The following is a 16,223-nucleotide window of genomic DNA, read 5'->3' as shown; positions in this document are numbered from 1 at the left end:
CTTTTATGGCTAGAACGCCAGTGCAAAGCCGATGCTTATGTATTTGCGCGGGAAGTGGGAACTGTCGAATGAAGCATGTAGGGTCTGGTGCAATGAAGGGTACGATGCGGGGGATCGCCGTTTCGTTGTTATTGGTCGGTGCAAGTGTCGCCGTCACGGCCTGCCAGTCCGATCCGGATATCGACATTACCAAGCTCGGCGTCGAGACCGATCCGCCTGACGTTCTGTACAAGCAGGGGCTTGCCAACATGAACGCCGGCAATATGACGGAAGCCTCGCGCAAGTTCGAGGCTATCGACAAGCAGTACCCGTTCACCGAATGGGGCCAGAAGGCGCTTGTCATGCAGACCTTCATTGCCACGCGCACCAACAAGAACGATGTGGCGATCACGAACGGCAGCCGCTTCCTGCGGCAATATCCGCGTTCCAAGGATGCTGCTTATGTTCAGTACATGATCGGCCTTGCCTATTCGAAGCAGATTTCCGACGTGACGCAGGACCAGCGCGCAGCACAGCGCACGGTCGAGGCGATGAACAAGGTCGTCAACGACTATCCCGATTCGGAATATGTCGCTGATGCGCAGGCCAAGATCCGTTTCGCCCGCGACCAGCTCGCCGGCCGCGAAATGCAGGTCGGCCGTTATTATCTGGAACGCAAGGAATATCTCGCCGCCGTTTCGCGCTTCCGCATCGTCGTCGAGCAGTACCAGAACACCAACCAGATCGAAGAAGCGCTGGCGCGTCTGACGGAAGCCTATTATGCGATGGGACTGGTGGACGAAGCGCAGACAGCCGCCGCCGTTCTCGGCAACAATTATCCCGACAGCCAATGGTATGCGGATTCCTATAAGCTGCTGAAGGGTCAGGGGCTGGAACCGCGGGAAAACAAGGGGTCCTGGATTTCGCGTGCCGGCAAGAAGCTTATCGGCGCCTGAGACGGGGCATAGGCCATGCTGGTCCAGCTCTCGATACGCGATATCGTTCTCATCGAAAGGCTCGACCTCGGTTTTGAGGCGGGCCTTTCCGTGTTGACGGGCGAGACGGGTGCGGGCAAATCCATCCTTCTCGATAGTCTCTCGCTGGCGCTCGGCGGCCGCGGCGATGGCGGCCTTGTGCGCCACGGGGAAGAGAAGGGGCAGGTCACCGCCACTTTCGAAGTCCCGAACAATCACCCGACACGGCTCCTGTTGCGCGAAAACGGTCTCGACGACGATGGCGACCTGATTTTCCGTCGGGTGCAATCCTCCGACGGTCGCACCAAGGCTTATATCAACGATCAGGCCATCAGCGTGCAGATGATGCGCCAGCTCGGGCAATTGCTGGTCGAGATCCATGGTCAGCATGATGATCGCGCGCTTGTCGATACCGATGCACATCGCACGCTGCTGGATGCCTTTGCCGGGCTGAGCGATGAGGCTCGCACCGTTCAGGGCCTCTACCGCACCTGGAAGGATGCCGAGCGTGCGCTGAAGACGCACCGCGCCAAGGTGGAGGCGGCAGCTCGCGAGGCGGATTACCTTCGCTCTTCCGTCGAGGAACTGGAGACGCTCTCGCCGCGCGACGGTGAAGAAGACGAACTGGCCGAACGCCGGGCGGTGATGCAGAAATCCGAACGCATTGCCGGCGATATCGCCGAGGCCAGCGAGTTTCTGAATGGCAATGCGTCGCCCGTGCCTGTCATCGCCTCGATGATGCGCCGTCTGGAGCGCAAGAGCCACGAAGCTCCCGGTTTGCTGGAAGACACGGTGCAATTGCTGGATGCCGCGTTGGACAGCCTTTCCAATGCACAGATGGAAGTGGAGGCGGCGCTGCGCCGCACCGAATTCGATCCGCGTGAACTGGAGCGGGTGGAAGAGCGGCTGTTTGCCCTGCGCGCCGCCGGACGCAAATATAATGTCGCCGTGCCAGACCTGCCGGCCCTTGCCGAAAAAATGGTGGCCGATCTCGCCGATCTCGATGCCGGCGAAGAAAAGCTCGGCAAGCTCGAGGCCAATCTCGGGGTGGTGAAGGCCGACTTCGACCGTGCCGCGCAATCGCTTTCCGACAAACGCCGCCATGCGGCGGATGCGCTTTCCAATGCTGTCATGGCGGAACTGCCGGCGCTCAAGCTGGAGCGGGCGCGGTTTACCGTCGAGGTGACCTCGGATGCCGAACAGGCGACGGCCGATGGCATCGACACGGTGGAATTCCACGTTCAGACCAATCCGGGTACACGGCCGGGTCCGATCATGAAAGTGGCCTCGGGCGGCGAATTGTCCCGTTTCCTGCTGGCGCTGAAAGTGGCGCTGGCGGATCGCGGTTCTGCACCGACCTTGGTGTTCGACGAAATCGATACGGGTGTCGGCGGCGCGGTGGCGGATGCCATTGGCCAGCGGCTGCGCCGCCTGTCGAAAACCGTGCAGGTTCTGTCCGTTACCCATGCGCCGCAGGTGGCGGCACGGGCGGCAACCCATCTTCTCATTTCCAAGGGCCCATCCGGCGACGGCAGCGAGCGTATCGCCACCCGCGTGGCGACCATGGAGCCGAAACACCGTACCGAAGAGATTGCCCGCATGCTCGCCGGTGCGTCGGTGACGGACGAGGCGAGGGCTGCGGCGGCCCGCCTGCTTGCTGCCAAGGACTGACTGCTCGCGGCAATGCCGATGGAGTGCCTTTCGGCGTTGTGAGTCCAACGGCAAAACTGTTTTTAATGTTTGTTATTTCGGCTAAAAGCGTTCGGTAATTCCGAAAAGAGGCCGTCATGTCGAAAGACCAGAAACCCGTCGAAAACCTCACCGAGCTTGAAGCCTCTTCCGAGCTTGCGTTTCTGGCAGCCGAGCTTGCGCGCCATGATGCGCTTTACCACGGCAAGGACGCGCCGGAGATTTCCGATGCGGACTATGACGCGCTGAAGCGTCGCAACGACGCCATAGAGGCGGCTTTTCCGGCGCTGGTGCGGGCCGATAGCCCGTCGAGGAAAGTCGGCTTCGCACCGCTTCCGACCTTTGCGCCCATCGTGCATGCGCGGCCGATGCTGTCGCTCGACAATACGTTTTCGGAAGAAGATCTGCGGGATTTCGTCAGTTCCGTCTATCGCTTCCTCGGGCAGCTGCCCGACGATTCCATCGCCTTCACCGCCGAGCCGAAGATTGACGGGCTTTCCATGTCGATCCGCTACGAGAACCGCAGGCTGAAGACGGCGGCGACGCGTGGTGACGGCACGACGGGTGAGAATGTCACCGCCAATATCAGGACCATCAAGGAAATCCCGGAGGAACTGCCCGCCGATGCGCCCGATGTGGTGGAGGTGCGCGGCGAGGTCTATATGGCCAAGAGCGACTTTCTGGCGCTCAATGCCCAGATGGAGGCCGAAGGCAAGCAGACCTATGTGAACCCGCGCAACACGGCATCCGGCTCCCTGCGCCAGCTCGACGCCAATGTGACCGCGAAACGCAAGCTGCGGTTCTTCGCTTATGCCCTGGGCGAGGTTTCGAATGGCGGCCAGCCGGCGCGAATTGCCGATACGCAATATGGCATCGTCGAGAAGTTCCGGGAGTGGGGATTTCCGGTCAATCCGCTGATGAAGCGATTCACCTCCGCCGAGCAATTGCTTGAGCATTATAATGAAATCGGCGTCGCACGGCCCGATCTCGATTATGATATCGATGGCGTGGTCTATAAGGTCGACCGGCTCGATCTGCAGGAAAGACTTGGCTTCCGTTCGCGCAGCCCGCGCTGGGCCACCGCCCATAAATTTCCGGCCGAGCAGGCCTTTACCACTGTCGAGAATATTGAAATCCAGGTGGGACGCACCGGTGCCTTGACGCCGGTGGCGCGTCTCACCCCGATCACCGTCGGCGGTGTCGTCGTCACCAATGCGACGCTGCACAATGCCGATTATATCGAAGGCATTGGCAATAGCGGCGAGCGCATCCGCCCGGAGGATCATGACATTCGCATCGGCGATACGGTCATCGTGCAGCGCGCCGGCGATGTCATTCCGCAGGTGCTGGATGTGCTTCTGGAAAAGCGCCCTGCTGAAGCGGTGAAATATGCGTTTCCGGAGAAATGTCCGGTCTGCGGCAGCCATGCGGTGCGGGAGCGCAATGAAAAGACGGGCAAGCTCGATTCGGTCACGCGCTGCACGGGCGGTTTCGTCTGCCGCGCGCAGGCGGTGGAGCACCTGAAACATTTCGTCTCCCGCAATGCCTTCGACATTGAAGGGCTTGGCACCAAGCAGATCGATTTCTTCTTCGAAAGTGACGATCCGGCGCTCTCGATCAAGACCGCGCCTGACATCTTCACCCTGAAGGCGCGGCAGGACGCCTCGCAGCTGACCAAGCTCGAGAATATCGACGGCTTCGGCAAGGTCAGCGTCAGGAAATTGTTCGATGCCATCGATGCTCGCCGCGAGATCGATCTGCACCGGCTGATCTTCGCGCTCGGCATCCGCCATGTGGGTGAGACCACGGCGAAGCTTCTGGCGCGCTCCTATGGCACCTATGAGCATTTTGAAGAGAGCATGAAAGCGGCAGCCGATCCGGCGAGCGATGCCTGGGCCGAACTCAACAGCATCGACGGTATCGGCGAGGTGGTGGCCCGCGCCATCATCGAGTTTTACAGGGAGCCGCGCAATCTCGATGTCATCGACCGGCTGATACGGGAGCTTCGCCCGAAGGAGGCCGAAAAGCCTTCCACTGACGGCAGCCCGGTGGCGGGCAAGACGGTGGTGTTTACCGGTTCGCTGGAGAAATTTACTCGCGATGAGGCCAAGGCGCGTGCCGAAAGCCTCGGCGCGAAAGTGGCCGGCTCGGTTTCGAAAAAGACCGATATTCTGGTGGCAGGACCGGGAGCTGGCTCCAAGCTTGCCAAGGCGACGGAACTGGGTGTGCAGACTATGGACGAGGACGAGTGGCTGGCCCTGATCGGCGGCTGATACACCGTCATGGCGATGTTGTTCTCTGCCGCTAGAGCTTTGCACCGGACACGGAGAGCACAGCATGGATGACCGCATTGTCGTCAGCACAGAGCAGGTCCGGGCGCTGATCGCCAGCCAGTTTCCGCAATGGGCGCATCTTAATGTCCGGCCGGTGGAACTGAGCGGCTGGGACAATCGCAGCTTTCGTCTTGGTGACGGGATGCTGGTGCGCATGCCAAGTGCCAGCCGTTATGTGGCGCAGGTGGAGAAAGAACACCGTTGGCTTCCCCTGCTTGCGCCATTCCTGCCTTGCTCTATCCCGGAGCCACTGGCGCTGGGGCAACCGGGAGAGGCGTATCCATTCAGCTGGTCCATCTATCGCTGGCTTGAGGGCGAACCTCTTGCCCGGCATCCGGGCAGCGTCGATCTTTCGGCCATCGCCATCGATGTTGCCTCGTTTTTGAAAACCCTGCACGGCATCGACGCTTCGGAGGGACCGCCTGCGGGTGCGCATAATTTTCATCGCGGCGGCTCGCTTGCGGTCTATGACGGGGAGGCGCGGGCCTCGGCGGCGCGGCTTACCGATGAGGTGGATCAGGCGCTGGCCATGGAAATATGGCAGCTGGCGCTTTCCAGCCATTGGCGGGAGCAAGGCGTGTGGGTGCATGGCGATATTGCCGAGGGCAATTTGCTGGTGAAGGACGGGCGCCTGTCGGCTGTCATCGATTTCGGCAGTTCCGGCGTCGGCGATCCGTCTTCCGATCTCATCCTCGCCTGGAATGTGCTCGATGCAGAAAGCCGCGCTGTTTTTCGCCGAGTACTGGATCTGGATGAGGCTACATGGCAGCGCGGGCGCGGCTGGGCGCTGTGGAAGGCGCTGATCGTGCTGGATGCCGAGCGCGGGCGTAACGACAAAATGGCCGAATGGTCGCGGCGGACCATTCGGGAAGTGTTCGCGGATCACCTGGGCAACTGACCGGACCTATCGAAGTCGTGCCATGCAATAGGCATCGATATATTCACCGTCTCGGAAAGCGAAGGATTTGAGGTGTCCTTCGACCTCGAAACCGAATTTGCGATAAAGCGCCAGCGCCGCTTCATTGTCGGTGAAAACGGTCAGTTCGATCCGTTTCAGGTTCAGCCAGCGATCCGCAATGGCGAGGATTTCGCCGATCATGGCGCTGCCGATTCCCTGTCCCTTATAGGCATCATGAACACCCATGCCGATGCTGCCCGCATGCGCCCGGCGGTTGGTGTGGCGCGTCAAGCCGATATCGCCGACGATCTTGCCGTCGAGGATGGCGATCAGCGCAAAGCTGTTGGCGGGCTGGGTTTCGATCCCCTTGCGAATATCCTCTGGATTGTGATGCGGCCAGCGCAATGTCCCGTAGCGATATCCGGCCATGTTATGCAGCGCCGTTATTCCCGGCGCATCCGCCGGGGTACGGGCGCGAATGCTCAGACCTTCGGGCCAGCGCGCATCGGGGTCCAGCGGTGAGGGTATATCGCATTCCGGCATGTCTGCTCTCCTTGGATATTCAGCCGAGGCAGAGCGGGAACACCGAACCCTGCCAATATGCGGCAGGGTGGTGGACGGATGGCCGGTTGATTAACGCACCGACACCGCCACGCGCCCTGCGGGGCGAATGGTCACGGTAAGATGCATGTGGGTAACAAAGCCGGTCATGGCGGCATAAGGCCAGAGGAGCCGCCGGGCGTCAAGACGGCATGGCAGGGTTCATGTCCGAAAATATTGGAGGGAGGAAAGAACGAGGTCGTTACCTTGCAGGCCGGCCTCGTTCTTCCGGTCTTCACTGCAACCGCTGGCGAGGCTGGCGCAATCTGGAAAGCAATCTGCCATCGATCGCGGCAAGACCGGCGGCGATCATCGCCATGCCGGCGAAATGCTTGATTTCCAGTTGCTCGCCGAGAATGAGCGAGCCGAGCAGGATGGCGCTGACCGGTATGAGGAAGGTCACGAGGGCAAGATTGGTGGCGCCGGCGCTGGCAAGGATGCGGAAGAAGATGAGATAGGCGAGCGCCGTCGACAGCAGGGCGATGCCGACAAGCGCGCCCCAGGTGCCGAGGCTCGGCATGGCAAGCGCCCATGGTTTATCGATAAGAAGGGCCGCCGGGATCAGCATCAGGGTCGAGGATGAAATCTGGCCCGTGGCGGTCATCAGCGGCGGCACGCCCATGGCCTTGAAACGGCGGCCGAATATGCCTGCGAAAGAATAGGATACGGCCGCGCCGAGAATGGCGATCTGGCCCCAGAGACCGGATGAGCCGGTGAAGGCGGCCGGGCCGATCATGGTCGCCACGCCGGCAAAGCCGATCAGCACGCCGGCGAGCTTGTTGCCGGTCATCTTCTCGTCGGCGGTGAGAAAATGGGCGACGATGACGGTGAAGAGGGGCGTGGTGGCATTGAGGATCGAGGCTAGTCCGCTGGCAATGTGGGTCTGGCCCCAGACGATCAGGCAGAAAGGGATGATGTTATTGAGCAGCCCCATGCCGAAAAACGCACGCCACACCGGCCATTCTCGCGGCAGGCGAAGGCCCATGATGCGGCAGACCATGAGAAGCGCGATTGCCGCCAGGCTGACGCGCAGCGTGACAATGGTGACCGGCGGCAGTTCCTTGACGGCGATGCCGATGAAAAAGAACGATCCGCCCCACAGGAGCGAGAGCGCGACGAGCAGCGCCCATTCGCCGGCATCCATCTGTTTCTGTATCGCCATCGTCATCTCCCAAAAGCATGAGTATCGACATGATCGCAGATGAGGCCGACGCCATCCACCCGATATCGGTTGAGCTTAACTCAAGCTGATAATGTGTGTCTCTCACTGCATTTCATGTCGTGTTGTCTCTATTTACTCCCTGTTTTATGGTGTCTTCAAACGATAGTTTCTCGCGCGATAATTGAGGTAAGCTAAATCATGGCGACCGAACTTCCTTCTTTGAAAGGGTTGCAGGCCTTCGAGGCCGCAGCGCGGTATCGCAGCGTCACGCTCGCTTCCAATGAGTTGAATGTCACGCCCGGTGCGGTCAGCCTGCAAATCCGGGAACTGGAGGCGCGCCTTGGCGTGCAATTGTTTTTCCGCAAGCCGCGCAGCATCCAGCTGACGCGTGAAGGGGAGCGTTATTACGGCGCGCTTCGCACCGCCTTCCGGATGATGCGGGAGGCGACGGCGGAACTGACGGCGCGCTCCGAGATTACGGTGTTGACGCTGAGCTGCACGCCGACCTTCGCCGTGCAATGGCTGATGCCGCGATTGCCTGCCTTCCAGCAGCAACGCCCGCATGTGGATGTCCGCATCAGCGTGACGAACCGGCTGGTGGATTTTTCGAGGGACGATGTCGATCTGGCGGTGCGGCATGGTTCTGGTCGTTATGAAGGGCTGGAGAGCATCCGCTTCATCGATGACAGCACCCTGCCGGTCTGCTCGCCGCAGCTTCTGGAGAAATATGGGCCGCTTCAGGAGGCGGGGGACCTGAAATCCATTCCGCTTCTGCACGATGAAAACCGCAATGAATGGCGGCGCTGGCTAGAGGCGGCGGGAGCATCGGATGTCGATGCCTCCGGCGGCACCGTCTTCATCGACAGCAATGGTGCGCTGGATGCGGCCAAGGCCGGGCACGGCATTGCGCTGACCCGGCGTTCGCTGGTTTCCCGCGAGCTTGCGGAAGGCGCATTGATTGCGCCCTTCGGCAAAGACATGGCCAGCACGCTTGCTTATTTCCTCGTTTATCCGCGGCGCATGCTTGATAATCCCGATCTGGTGACGCTCATCGACTGGATGCTTTCGGAGGCGGGCTCTGCCGAGGCCGGTTCTCTTTGACGTCAATCCGGTCTATGCCGGAATGAAACAACGGGAATCACTCTTGAAAACCATCGCCATCGATTTCGAGACCGCCAATGAGGAACGGGGCAGCGCCTGCTCCGTCGGACTTGCATGGATAGAGGGCGGCGAGATTGTTCGCGTCGAGGAACGGCTAATCCGGCCGAAGGACATGCGGTTTTCGCCCTTCAACATCGCGGTGCATGGCATCCGCCCGGCCGATGTCGAAGATGCGCCGGAATTTCCTGATGTGATGGAGGAGTTCATCGACGACTTCCACGGCGCCACCATGATCGCCCACAATGCCGCCTTCGATTTCAGCGTCATGCGGGCGTCCTTCGATAAATACCGGCAGTCCTATCCCGATCTTTCCTATCTATGCAGCGTCAAGATCGCCCGGCATGTCTGGCCCAATCTGGCGTCGCACAAGCTGAATGTCATCGCCCATCACCTCCAGCTGCGTTTCGTGCACCATAATGCCGCCGAAGATGCCGTCGTCTGCGCGGCCGCTTCGATTGCAGCGGCCAAGGCCTTGCGTGTTGCCCATATCCGCGAGCTGCCGGAAAAGATCGGCATGGTCGCGGGGCGTCTCACCTCCACCGGTTACCAGCCCTGCAGCATGAAAAAACGCGCCGTCTCCCGGGTTGCGTAACCGTTCCGCGCACTTATGTTTGAAGCAGCGTAACGGAGAAGATGCGATGACGATGAAAACTCTGTCGGGTTTGTTTGCGGGCTTTCTGGCGTTGCTTCCGGTGACAGCGGCGCATTCGCAGGTGGTCGGTGAGGTCGGCGTCGACTGGATCGGCAACGATATCGTCATCGAGGCGATCGCCGATCCGAAGATCAAGGGTGTGACCTGCCATGTGACCTATTTCGAGCGCGGCGTCATCGACCGACTGAAGAACGGCAACTGGTTCGAAGACCCTTCCAACAATGCCATTTCCTGCAGCCAGACGGGGCCGGTGGAGATCGGCGACATCGATCTGTCGAAGGGCGGGGAAGAAGTGTTCCGGCAGGGCATGTCACTGGTCTGGAAGAAGCTCGTTGTCAGCCGCGTCTATGACAAGGCGAATGACACGCTGATCTATCTGGTGCATGCGCGGGAGCTGACCGACGGTTCGGCCAAGATGGCGATTTCCACGGTGCCGCTCTATAATCAGCAGGTCACATGGCAAAAGGGCAAGCCGTGAAGGTTTGCTTCTATGAAGCTTGGAGTGGTAAATCTCTCGCCGTCATTCTCGGGCTTGTCCCGAGAATCCACGACCTAGCGACTCGACGATGCATTGATGGATCCTCGGCGCAAGGCCGAGGATGACGACGTGTGTGGAGATACGTTTATCTCCATCGCTGCTCCCCTGCAAACCGTAAGATTTCTCACGCATGCAGCTGGCGATGATCGACGGTGTCGATCAGGCCGCTTCGCGCGCCAGCTCGTCCGCAATCACGGTGTCGAGGTTGAGGAAGCAGACCATGCTCTTTTCCAGCGCGACGATGCCGCGGCAGAAGCTGCGCTGTTCTTCCGGAATGATATCGGGCGCGGGCTGCAAATCCTCGGAGCGGATGGTCATCATGTCGGAGACCTGTTCCACCAGAAGGCCGACCAGCTTGCCGCCGATATCGGTGACGATGATGGCGGAGCGTTCGGAGGGTTCGGTCATTTTCATGCCGAGGCGTCCGGCCATGTCGATGACGGGGATGACGGCGCCGCGCAGGTTGATGAGGCCGAGGACATAGGGCGGGGTGTGCGGCATCGGGGTCACCGGCGCCCAGCCGCGGATTTCGCGGATCGCCATGATGTCGATGCAGAATTCCTGATCGCCCAGATGGAAGGAAACGATTTCGAGATATGCGCCGGATTGCTTGATGGCGTTGGACATGACGGCAGGTTTCCTCTGATGGCTCTCTAACAGGCCCGCGCAGGATTGAGCTTTATGCGGTGGCCGGAGAATGGACCGGGAGACATCATGTCGAGGCTTTAAAAACCGCTGCTGTCATCATGCACAGCAAGATTTTAAACTTTCCCTAACAATTGCCGCCGCAGGAGTGCCGAAACCCAGTATTTTGGCGGTTTTCGCACCGTTGCAAACAGGTTATAACAGGTGCATGAACGCGCTCACGTCCCATCCGCTCAAGTTTATTCTGGCAAGTCTTGCCGCCGTGGCCTCGCTTGCCGTCGTGCTTCTTGCCTTCGACGGTTGGGTCCGGCACAGCACGGATATTTTCCTGTCTACGGTGCAGAGCGGCATCGCCTGGTGTCTGTGATCGTTTTGGCCGTCTGCGCTTTGTGACAAATCAGCGCGGTTCCCGCAAATACGCCCAGTTGATTTGCCGTTGCCGCCGCCGTTCGTTATCAGTCGGCCAGGGCCAGCGACATGCCGCCGGCTTTCGGGGTAGGATTGGACAATGAAAAATATTCGCATCGTATTGTGGGCCGTCGTGCTCGTTCTCGCCGGTGTTGTCAGCTGGTTGACGATCGAAATGACGAAGACGCGTAATGAAATGGTGGAGACGGCCTATGGCGTGCCCTTCCAACTCACGGCGCAAAACGGCCAGCCGATCACCGAAAAGGCCTTTCAGGGCAAGCCGACAGCGCTGTTCTTCGGTTTCACCCATTGCCCGGAAGTCTGCCCGACCACCCTTTTCGAGCTGAACGGCTGGATGGAGAAGGTGGACCCGGCCGGCGACAAGCTGCAGGCCTATTTCGTCTCCGTCGATCCCGAGCGCGATACGCCTGAAATCATGCAGCAATATGTCTCCAACGTCTCGAAGCGCATCACCGGCATCACCGGCCCGGTCGACAAGATCGCCGAAACGCTGAAGGGCTACCGCATCTATGCCAAGAAGGTGCCGGTGGACGAGAAGGATCCGAATGGCGACTACACCATGGATCACACGGCGTCCGTCATCCTGCTCGATGCCAATGGCCGTTTTTCCGGCACCATTGCTTATGGCGAAAACCCCGAAGTTGCCGAGCAGAAGCTCCAGAATCTTCTGAAGGGCTGATAGAGGCGGCATAATTGCGCCGGGCTTATTGGACTGGCCGAGGTTTTGTGGCAAAGGCAAGAACAATAACCTCATCCAGAGAAAGCAGCCCGCCGTGAGCGAAATCCGACTTTACGTCACCACGACCGAAATCAAGGCGGGTGAAATCCTCGATCTCATGTCGGACTATTTCGGCGAGGAGGATGTCGCGATTGCCACGACCGAGGTGGATGAGAAGCGCGATATCTGGGAAGCCTCCGTCTATCTGATGGCCGAGCAGGAAGAGGAGTTTCGCGAGCGTGTCGAAGCCCTGCTTGCTCCCGCCTTTCCCGGTCTCGTCATCGAGAAGGAGACCGTTCCTGATGTCGACTGGATCGCCAAGTCGCTCGAGGGGCTGAAGCCGGTCAGGGCAGGGCGTTTCATCGTGCATGGCGCCCATGATCGCGACAAGGTGCGGGCGAACGATCTGGCAATCGAAATCGAGGCCGGACAGGCTTTCGGCACCGGCCATCACGGCACGACGGCCGGCTGCCTTGAGATGATCGAGGAGGTTCTGCGGGCGCGGACCGTGCGCAATGCGCTCGATCTCGGCACCGGTAGCGGCGTTCTGGCGATTGCCGTGCGCAAGATGCGTCCCATTCCCGTGCTGGCGACGGACATCGACCCCATTGCCGTCAAGGTGGCGAAGGAGAATGTGCGGCTGAACGGCATCGTCTCCGGGATGGCGCTGGAAACAGCACCGGGCTTCCACTCGGACGCCTTCCGCAAGCACGGCCCGTTCGATCTCATCATCGCCAATATTCTGGCCCGGCCGCTCATCAAGATGGCGCCGCAGCTCGTCACGCATCTGGCGCCCGGCGGCACCGTCATCCTGTCCGGCATTCTGGCGTCACAGCGCTGGAAGGTGCTTTCCGCCTATAATGGCGCGCGGCTTTCCCATGTCCGCACCATCTGGCGCAACGGCTGGGTCACGCTGCATCTGCGCAGGGACTGAACCTGCGGCAACATCCCTTTCGGGCAAAAGAAAAGGCGGCGCTTTCGCGCCGCCTGGGAACCCGCGAGCATGGGAGGAGCTTGCTCAAGCGGGTTGACGTATTCCTGTTGGGTGCGGTGGAGGGAGGATCGCCGCGCCCGACGTGATCAGAATACGTAGCTGGACTTTGCCTTGCGACGCAGATCGGCGCGGTTCATGCCGAGCGCTTCCAGCGACTTGTCGTCGAGGTTCAGAAGGGCGGCGTTGACATGGCGGCTGACCTGACGCTCGCGTGCTTCAACAACGCGATCGAAGGCGGTGCGGAAGAAAGATTTTGCCATTGCTTCAAATCCTTGTTTGCCAGGAGAGTGTCTCTCTCGCTGTGTTGACCCAAAGATAAGCGATGTGTTTTTGTTTGGTTAGGGGAGATATCTCACGGTAGATATGCGAATTTCGCATGTCTTATTGCCTTGAGTATTACTTATTTCGCGAAATATGCACAATTTATCGCCGCAATCCGCTCTGTCATATATGGCTTGAAACCGGCTTTATCCGCATGGCATTGTCGTTGCGCGTCAGTGATTTGATGGCGCGACCGAATAGCTTTTCCCATGACAGTTCCCGAAAGACACCCATGTTCCAGACCTTCGAAAACAAATCCGCGCCGCAATTCGGCAAGGCCCGCGTCGAGGCGCTGCGCGCCGGTTTCGACGCCCTCGGCATTGACGGTTTTCTGGTGCCGCGCGCCGATGAATATCAGGGGGAATATGTGCCCGAATGCGCCGAGCGCCTGTCATGGCTGACCGGTTTTACCGGTTCCGCCGGCATTGCACTGGTAACGCGTACCGAAGCGGTGGTGTTTGTCGATGGCCGTTATACGACGCAGCTCAAGTCACAGGTCGATCAATCGGTATTCAGCGGCGGCGATCTGGTCGGTGCGCCGCCCTCCGTCTGGCTGGCGGAACATGGTCCGCAGGGTTTCCGGCTCGGTATCGATCCATGGCTGCACACAGGCGCTGAACTGAAGCGGCTGGAAAAGGTGCTGGCCGGCAAGGGCGGATCGGTCGTTCTGCTGGAGAAAAACCCGCTCGATGCCCTGTGGCAGGATCGCCCCGCCGAGCCGCTGGAAGCCGTGGTCATCCAGCCGGAGAGCTTTACCGGCGTGCTGGCGAAGGAAAAGATCGCCTCACTGGCGGAAACGGTCTCGGCCAAAGGCGCGGATGCCCTGCTGGTCACCGACCCGTCTTCCATAGCCTGGATTTTCAATATTCGCGGCAATGACGTGCCGCACACACCACACCCGCTTGCCCGCGGCATCATCTATGCGGATGGCAGGGCGGATATTTTTCTCGACAAGCGCAAGACCGGCATCGAGACCGAGGCCTATCTGGCGCAGCTTGCGACGCAATTGCCGCCATCGAAGATCGCTGACCGTCTGCATGCCATCGCCAGCGCCAAAGGCCGCGTCATGGTGGATGCGGATCTGACCCCGGTGGCGCTCACCGGCGCAATCACCGCGGCGGGCGGCTCGCTCGTCGAGGAGGCCGATCCTGTCCGCCTGCCGCGTGCGCGTAAAAACAAGGCGGAACTGGCCGGCTCGGCCGCCGCCCATGTGCAGGATGGTGCGGCCATGGTCGAATATCTCAGCTGGCTGGATCGTCAGCCGCCGGGCGGCGTCACCGAAATCGCCGCGGTCAAGGCGCTGGAAGCCGCACGGGTGAAGGTGGGGCAAGCAATGCAGAACCCGCTGAAGGATGTGTCTTTCGATACGATTTCGGGCGCTGGCGAACATGCCGCCATCATCCATTACCGCGTCACGACGGATACGGATCGTACGCTTGCCGATGGCGAGATGTTCCTCGTCGATTCCGGCGCGCAATATGTCAACGGCACCACCGACATCACCCGCACCGTCGCGATCGGCGCGGTGCCGGAAGAACAGAGGCGTTTCTTCACGCTGGTGCTCAAAGGCGTGATCGCCATCAGCACCGCGCGGTTTCCGAAGGGAACGCGCGGCTGCGATCTCGATCCGCTGGCGCGTATCGCGCTGTGGAAGGCGGGGGCGGATTATGCCCATGGCACCGGCCATGGTGTCGGTTCCTACCTCTCCGTGCATGAGGGGCCGCAGCGCATATCCAGGCTTTCGACGCAGGAGTTGTTGCCGGGCATGATCCTGTCGAACGAGCCGGGATATTACCGCCCCGGCGCATTCGGCATCCGCATCGAGAACCTGATCTATGTTCGCGAGGCGGAGGAGGTCGCCGGCGGCGACCAGCCGATGTTCTCCTTCGAAACGCTGACCTGGTGCCCCATTGACCGCCGGCTTGTCGTTGCGGCGCTTTTGACCGACGAGGAGCTGGGCTGGTTGAACGCCTATCACGCCCGGGTTCTGGAGAAGCTCTCTCCCCTGATCACCGATGAGGACGTAAGGGCGTGGCTGGTTGCCGCGACGAAGCCACTGGAGCGGAGCGCTTAAAGCAGCGAGAAGTGCCTGATGATGATGACGATGGCCCAGCCGATGGCCAGCATCGTCAGGCCGGGAAACCGCAGGCAGACCAGAAGGGCGGCCACCATGCTGATCTTCACCTCGTACCCGCCTTCGAAAAAGGCGGGTGCGACCAGCGTGGTCAGGACCGCCACCGGTACGGCGTTCAGTCCCGCCTCCATGCGCGGCGGGATGGATTTCATCCGCGTCATCAGCACGTAACCGCCGATGCGGGTGATATAGGTGGCGATGGCGGCGAGTGCGATCAGGATCAGCGTATCGGCGTGCAGCATGTCGCTCATGGCGTTTCCACCTTGCTTTCAGAATCCGTCGCGGCTTCCGGTTTCGGTGGATAAAGTACCGCGACGAGAATGCCGGCGACCGCGCCGAGGCTGACATGCCAGGGCGAGCCGACGAAATGATAGGCGACCGTTGCACCAACCGCGCTGGCCAGCATGACAGGATAAAAATTCTCCCGCTGGCGGAAGCTCAAGACCATACCCATGAAATAGATCGGCAGCAGCACGTCGAGACCGATGGCTTTCGGATCGCCGACGAGGTTGCCGAGCGATGCGCCGAGAATGGTCATGGCCAGCCACAGCACATAGACCGGTGCGGCAAAGCCCATATACCAGGAAAAGCCGACCGCGCCGGTATTTTCGTATTTCCTGACCGACTCGGCGAATTGCGGATCCACCAGCACGAAGAAGCCCGCGGCCTTCTGCAGGAAAGACCAGTTCGAGATCATTCGGGCAATGGCGGCCGAATAGAGGATATGGCGAAAATTGACGGCGAAGACGGAAAGAACGATCAGCCAGGGGGCAACCTTCTGGCCGAACAATTCGATACCGACAAGCTGGCTGGCGCCGGCATAGACGGTGCCGCTCATGATCGTGGCTTCAGTGATGCTCAGCCCGTTATCGACTGCAACCGCGCCGAACAGCGCACCGAAGGGGGCGGCGGAGAGGGCGATCGGGAAACCGCTCTTCAATCCTTCGCGAAAATCTGCATTGAACATGTCTGGAAACTCCTTGTCCGCCGCTCTAT

General features: G+C 60.3%; 17 protein-coding genes. 11 read left to right on the top strand and 6 right to left on the bottom strand.

What is annotated here, in order from left to right:
* Positions 1 to 68: 68 nt before the first annotated feature.
* The 4 genes from N5D22_RS10320 (at position 69) to N5D22_RS10305 (ending at position 5,873) form a co-directional block, all read left to right on the top strand.
* Positions 69 to 935: an outer membrane protein assembly factor BamD gene (locus tag N5D22_RS10320; RefSeq protein WP_279656278.1), complete on the top strand. Its 867-nt coding sequence runs from the start codon at positions 69 to 71 to the stop codon at positions 933 to 935.
* 15 nt (positions 936 to 950) lie between these two features.
* A complete protein-coding gene (gene recN / locus N5D22_RS10315) occupies positions 951 to 2,624 on the top strand; it encodes a DNA repair protein RecN (protein WP_279656277.1) in 1,674 nt (557 codons plus the stop codon).
* A gap of 116 nt (positions 2,625 to 2,740) precedes the next feature.
* Positions 2,741 to 4,915 carry an NAD-dependent DNA ligase LigA gene (ligA, locus tag N5D22_RS10310; protein WP_279656275.1) on the top strand — a complete coding sequence of 725 codons (2,175 nt, stop codon included), beginning with the start codon at positions 2,741 to 2,743 and terminating at the stop codon, positions 4,913 to 4,915.
* 64 nt (positions 4,916 to 4,979) lie between these two features.
* Entirely contained in the window at positions 4,980 to 5,873 is an 894-nt protein-coding gene (locus tag N5D22_RS10305) for an aminoglycoside phosphotransferase family protein (protein ID WP_279656274.1), read from the top strand.
* A 6-nt stretch (positions 5,874 to 5,879) separates the two neighbouring features.
* Here the strand turns inward: N5D22_RS10305 and N5D22_RS10300 are convergent, their stop codons facing one another.
* Positions 5,880 to 6,416: a GNAT family N-acetyltransferase gene (locus tag N5D22_RS10300; RefSeq protein ID WP_279656273.1), complete on the bottom strand. Its 537-nt coding sequence runs from the start codon at positions 6,414 to 6,416 to the stop codon at positions 5,880 to 5,882.
* 292 nt (positions 6,417 to 6,708) lie between these two features.
* Positions 6,709 to 7,635, bottom strand: coding sequence for a DMT family transporter (locus N5D22_RS10295; RefSeq protein ID WP_279656272.1), 927 nt, complete (start codon positions 7,633 to 7,635; stop codon positions 6,709 to 6,711).
* Positions 7,636 to 7,833: 198 nt separating this feature from the next.
* On the opposite strand from N5D22_RS10295, the gene gcvA reads away from it, so the two are divergent.
* The 3 genes from gcvA to N5D22_RS10280 are packed head-to-tail and all read left to right on the top strand — an operon-like array spanning position 7,834 to position 9,926.
* Positions 7,834 to 8,736 carry a transcriptional regulator GcvA gene (gene gcvA, locus N5D22_RS10290; RefSeq protein WP_279656271.1) on the top strand — a complete coding sequence of 301 codons (903 nt, stop codon included), beginning with the start codon at positions 7,834 to 7,836 and terminating at the stop codon, positions 8,734 to 8,736.
* Positions 8,737 to 8,779: 43 nt separating this feature from the next.
* Positions 8,780 to 9,388 carry a 3'-5' exonuclease gene (locus N5D22_RS10285; protein ID WP_279656270.1) on the top strand — a complete coding sequence of 203 codons (609 nt, stop codon included), beginning with the start codon at positions 8,780 to 8,782 and terminating at the stop codon, positions 9,386 to 9,388.
* 46 nt (positions 9,389 to 9,434) lie between these two features.
* Entirely contained in the window at positions 9,435 to 9,926 is a 492-nt protein-coding gene (locus tag N5D22_RS10280; RefSeq protein ID WP_035220532.1) for a CreA family protein, read from the top strand.
* Positions 9,927 to 10,145: 219 nt separating this feature from the next.
* On the opposite strand, the gene N5D22_RS10275 is transcribed toward N5D22_RS10280, so the two are convergent.
* Positions 10,146 to 10,613: a chemotaxis protein CheW gene (locus N5D22_RS10275; protein WP_003522339.1), complete on the bottom strand. Its 468-nt coding sequence runs from the start codon at positions 10,611 to 10,613 to the stop codon at positions 10,146 to 10,148.
* Between the two features lie 226 nt (positions 10,614 to 10,839).
* Here N5D22_RS10275 and N5D22_RS10270 point away from each other — a divergent pair, with 226 nt between their 5' ends.
* The 3 genes from N5D22_RS10270 to N5D22_RS10260 all read left to right on the top strand — a co-directional run bounded on the left by N5D22_RS10270 (position 10,840) and on the right by N5D22_RS10260 (position 12,712).
* Positions 10,840 to 10,998, top strand: coding sequence for a hypothetical protein (locus N5D22_RS10270; protein WP_279656269.1), 159 nt, complete (start codon positions 10,840 to 10,842; stop codon positions 10,996 to 10,998).
* 141 nt (positions 10,999 to 11,139) lie between these two features.
* Positions 11,140 to 11,739, top strand: a complete 600-nt coding sequence (sco, locus tag N5D22_RS10265) for a cytochrome oxidase assembly protein Sco (RefSeq protein ID WP_279656268.1) — start codon at positions 11,140 to 11,142, stop codon at positions 11,737 to 11,739.
* A gap of 94 nt (positions 11,740 to 11,833) precedes the next feature.
* Complete coding sequence (locus N5D22_RS10260; protein ID WP_279656267.1) at positions 11,834 to 12,712, top strand: 50S ribosomal protein L11 methyltransferase; 879 nt, start codon at positions 11,834 to 11,836, stop codon at positions 12,710 to 12,712.
* A 146-nt stretch (positions 12,713 to 12,858) separates the two neighbouring features.
* Here the strand turns inward: N5D22_RS10260 and N5D22_RS10255 are convergent, their stop codons facing one another.
* Positions 12,859 to 13,032, bottom strand: a complete 174-nt coding sequence (locus N5D22_RS10255) for a hypothetical protein (protein WP_279656266.1) — start codon at positions 13,030 to 13,032, stop codon at positions 12,859 to 12,861.
* Between the two features lie 293 nt (positions 13,033 to 13,325).
* Between N5D22_RS10255 and N5D22_RS10250 the strand changes: the two genes are divergently transcribed.
* On the top strand, positions 13,326 to 15,167 hold the full coding sequence (locus N5D22_RS10250) for an aminopeptidase P family protein (protein WP_279656265.1): 1,842 nt from the start codon (positions 13,326 to 13,328) through the stop codon (positions 15,165 to 15,167).
* On the opposite strand, the gene N5D22_RS10245 is transcribed toward N5D22_RS10250, so the two are convergent.
* Together N5D22_RS10245 and N5D22_RS10240 are read right to left on the bottom strand one after the other, a co-directional pair.
* Positions 15,164 to 15,478, bottom strand: a complete 315-nt coding sequence (locus N5D22_RS10245; protein ID WP_279656264.1) for an AzlD family protein — start codon at positions 15,476 to 15,478, stop codon at positions 15,164 to 15,166. The two genes, N5D22_RS10250 and N5D22_RS10245, sit on opposite strands and share 4 nt — an antisense overlap.
* Entirely contained in the window at positions 15,475 to 16,194 is a 720-nt protein-coding gene (locus tag N5D22_RS10240) for an AzlC family ABC transporter permease (protein ID WP_279656263.1), read from the bottom strand. The genes N5D22_RS10245 and N5D22_RS10240 overlap by 4 nt, the downstream gene beginning before the upstream one ends.
* Between the last annotated feature and the right edge of the window lie 29 nt (positions 16,195 to 16,223).

Origin of the sequence: Agrobacterium sp. GD03872 (assembly GCF_029840625.1) — a bacterium.
GTDB lineage: Bacteria > Pseudomonadota > Alphaproteobacteria > Rhizobiales > Rhizobiaceae > Agrobacterium > Agrobacterium fabrum_A.
This window is presented reverse-complemented; position numbering and strand designations above follow the sequence as displayed.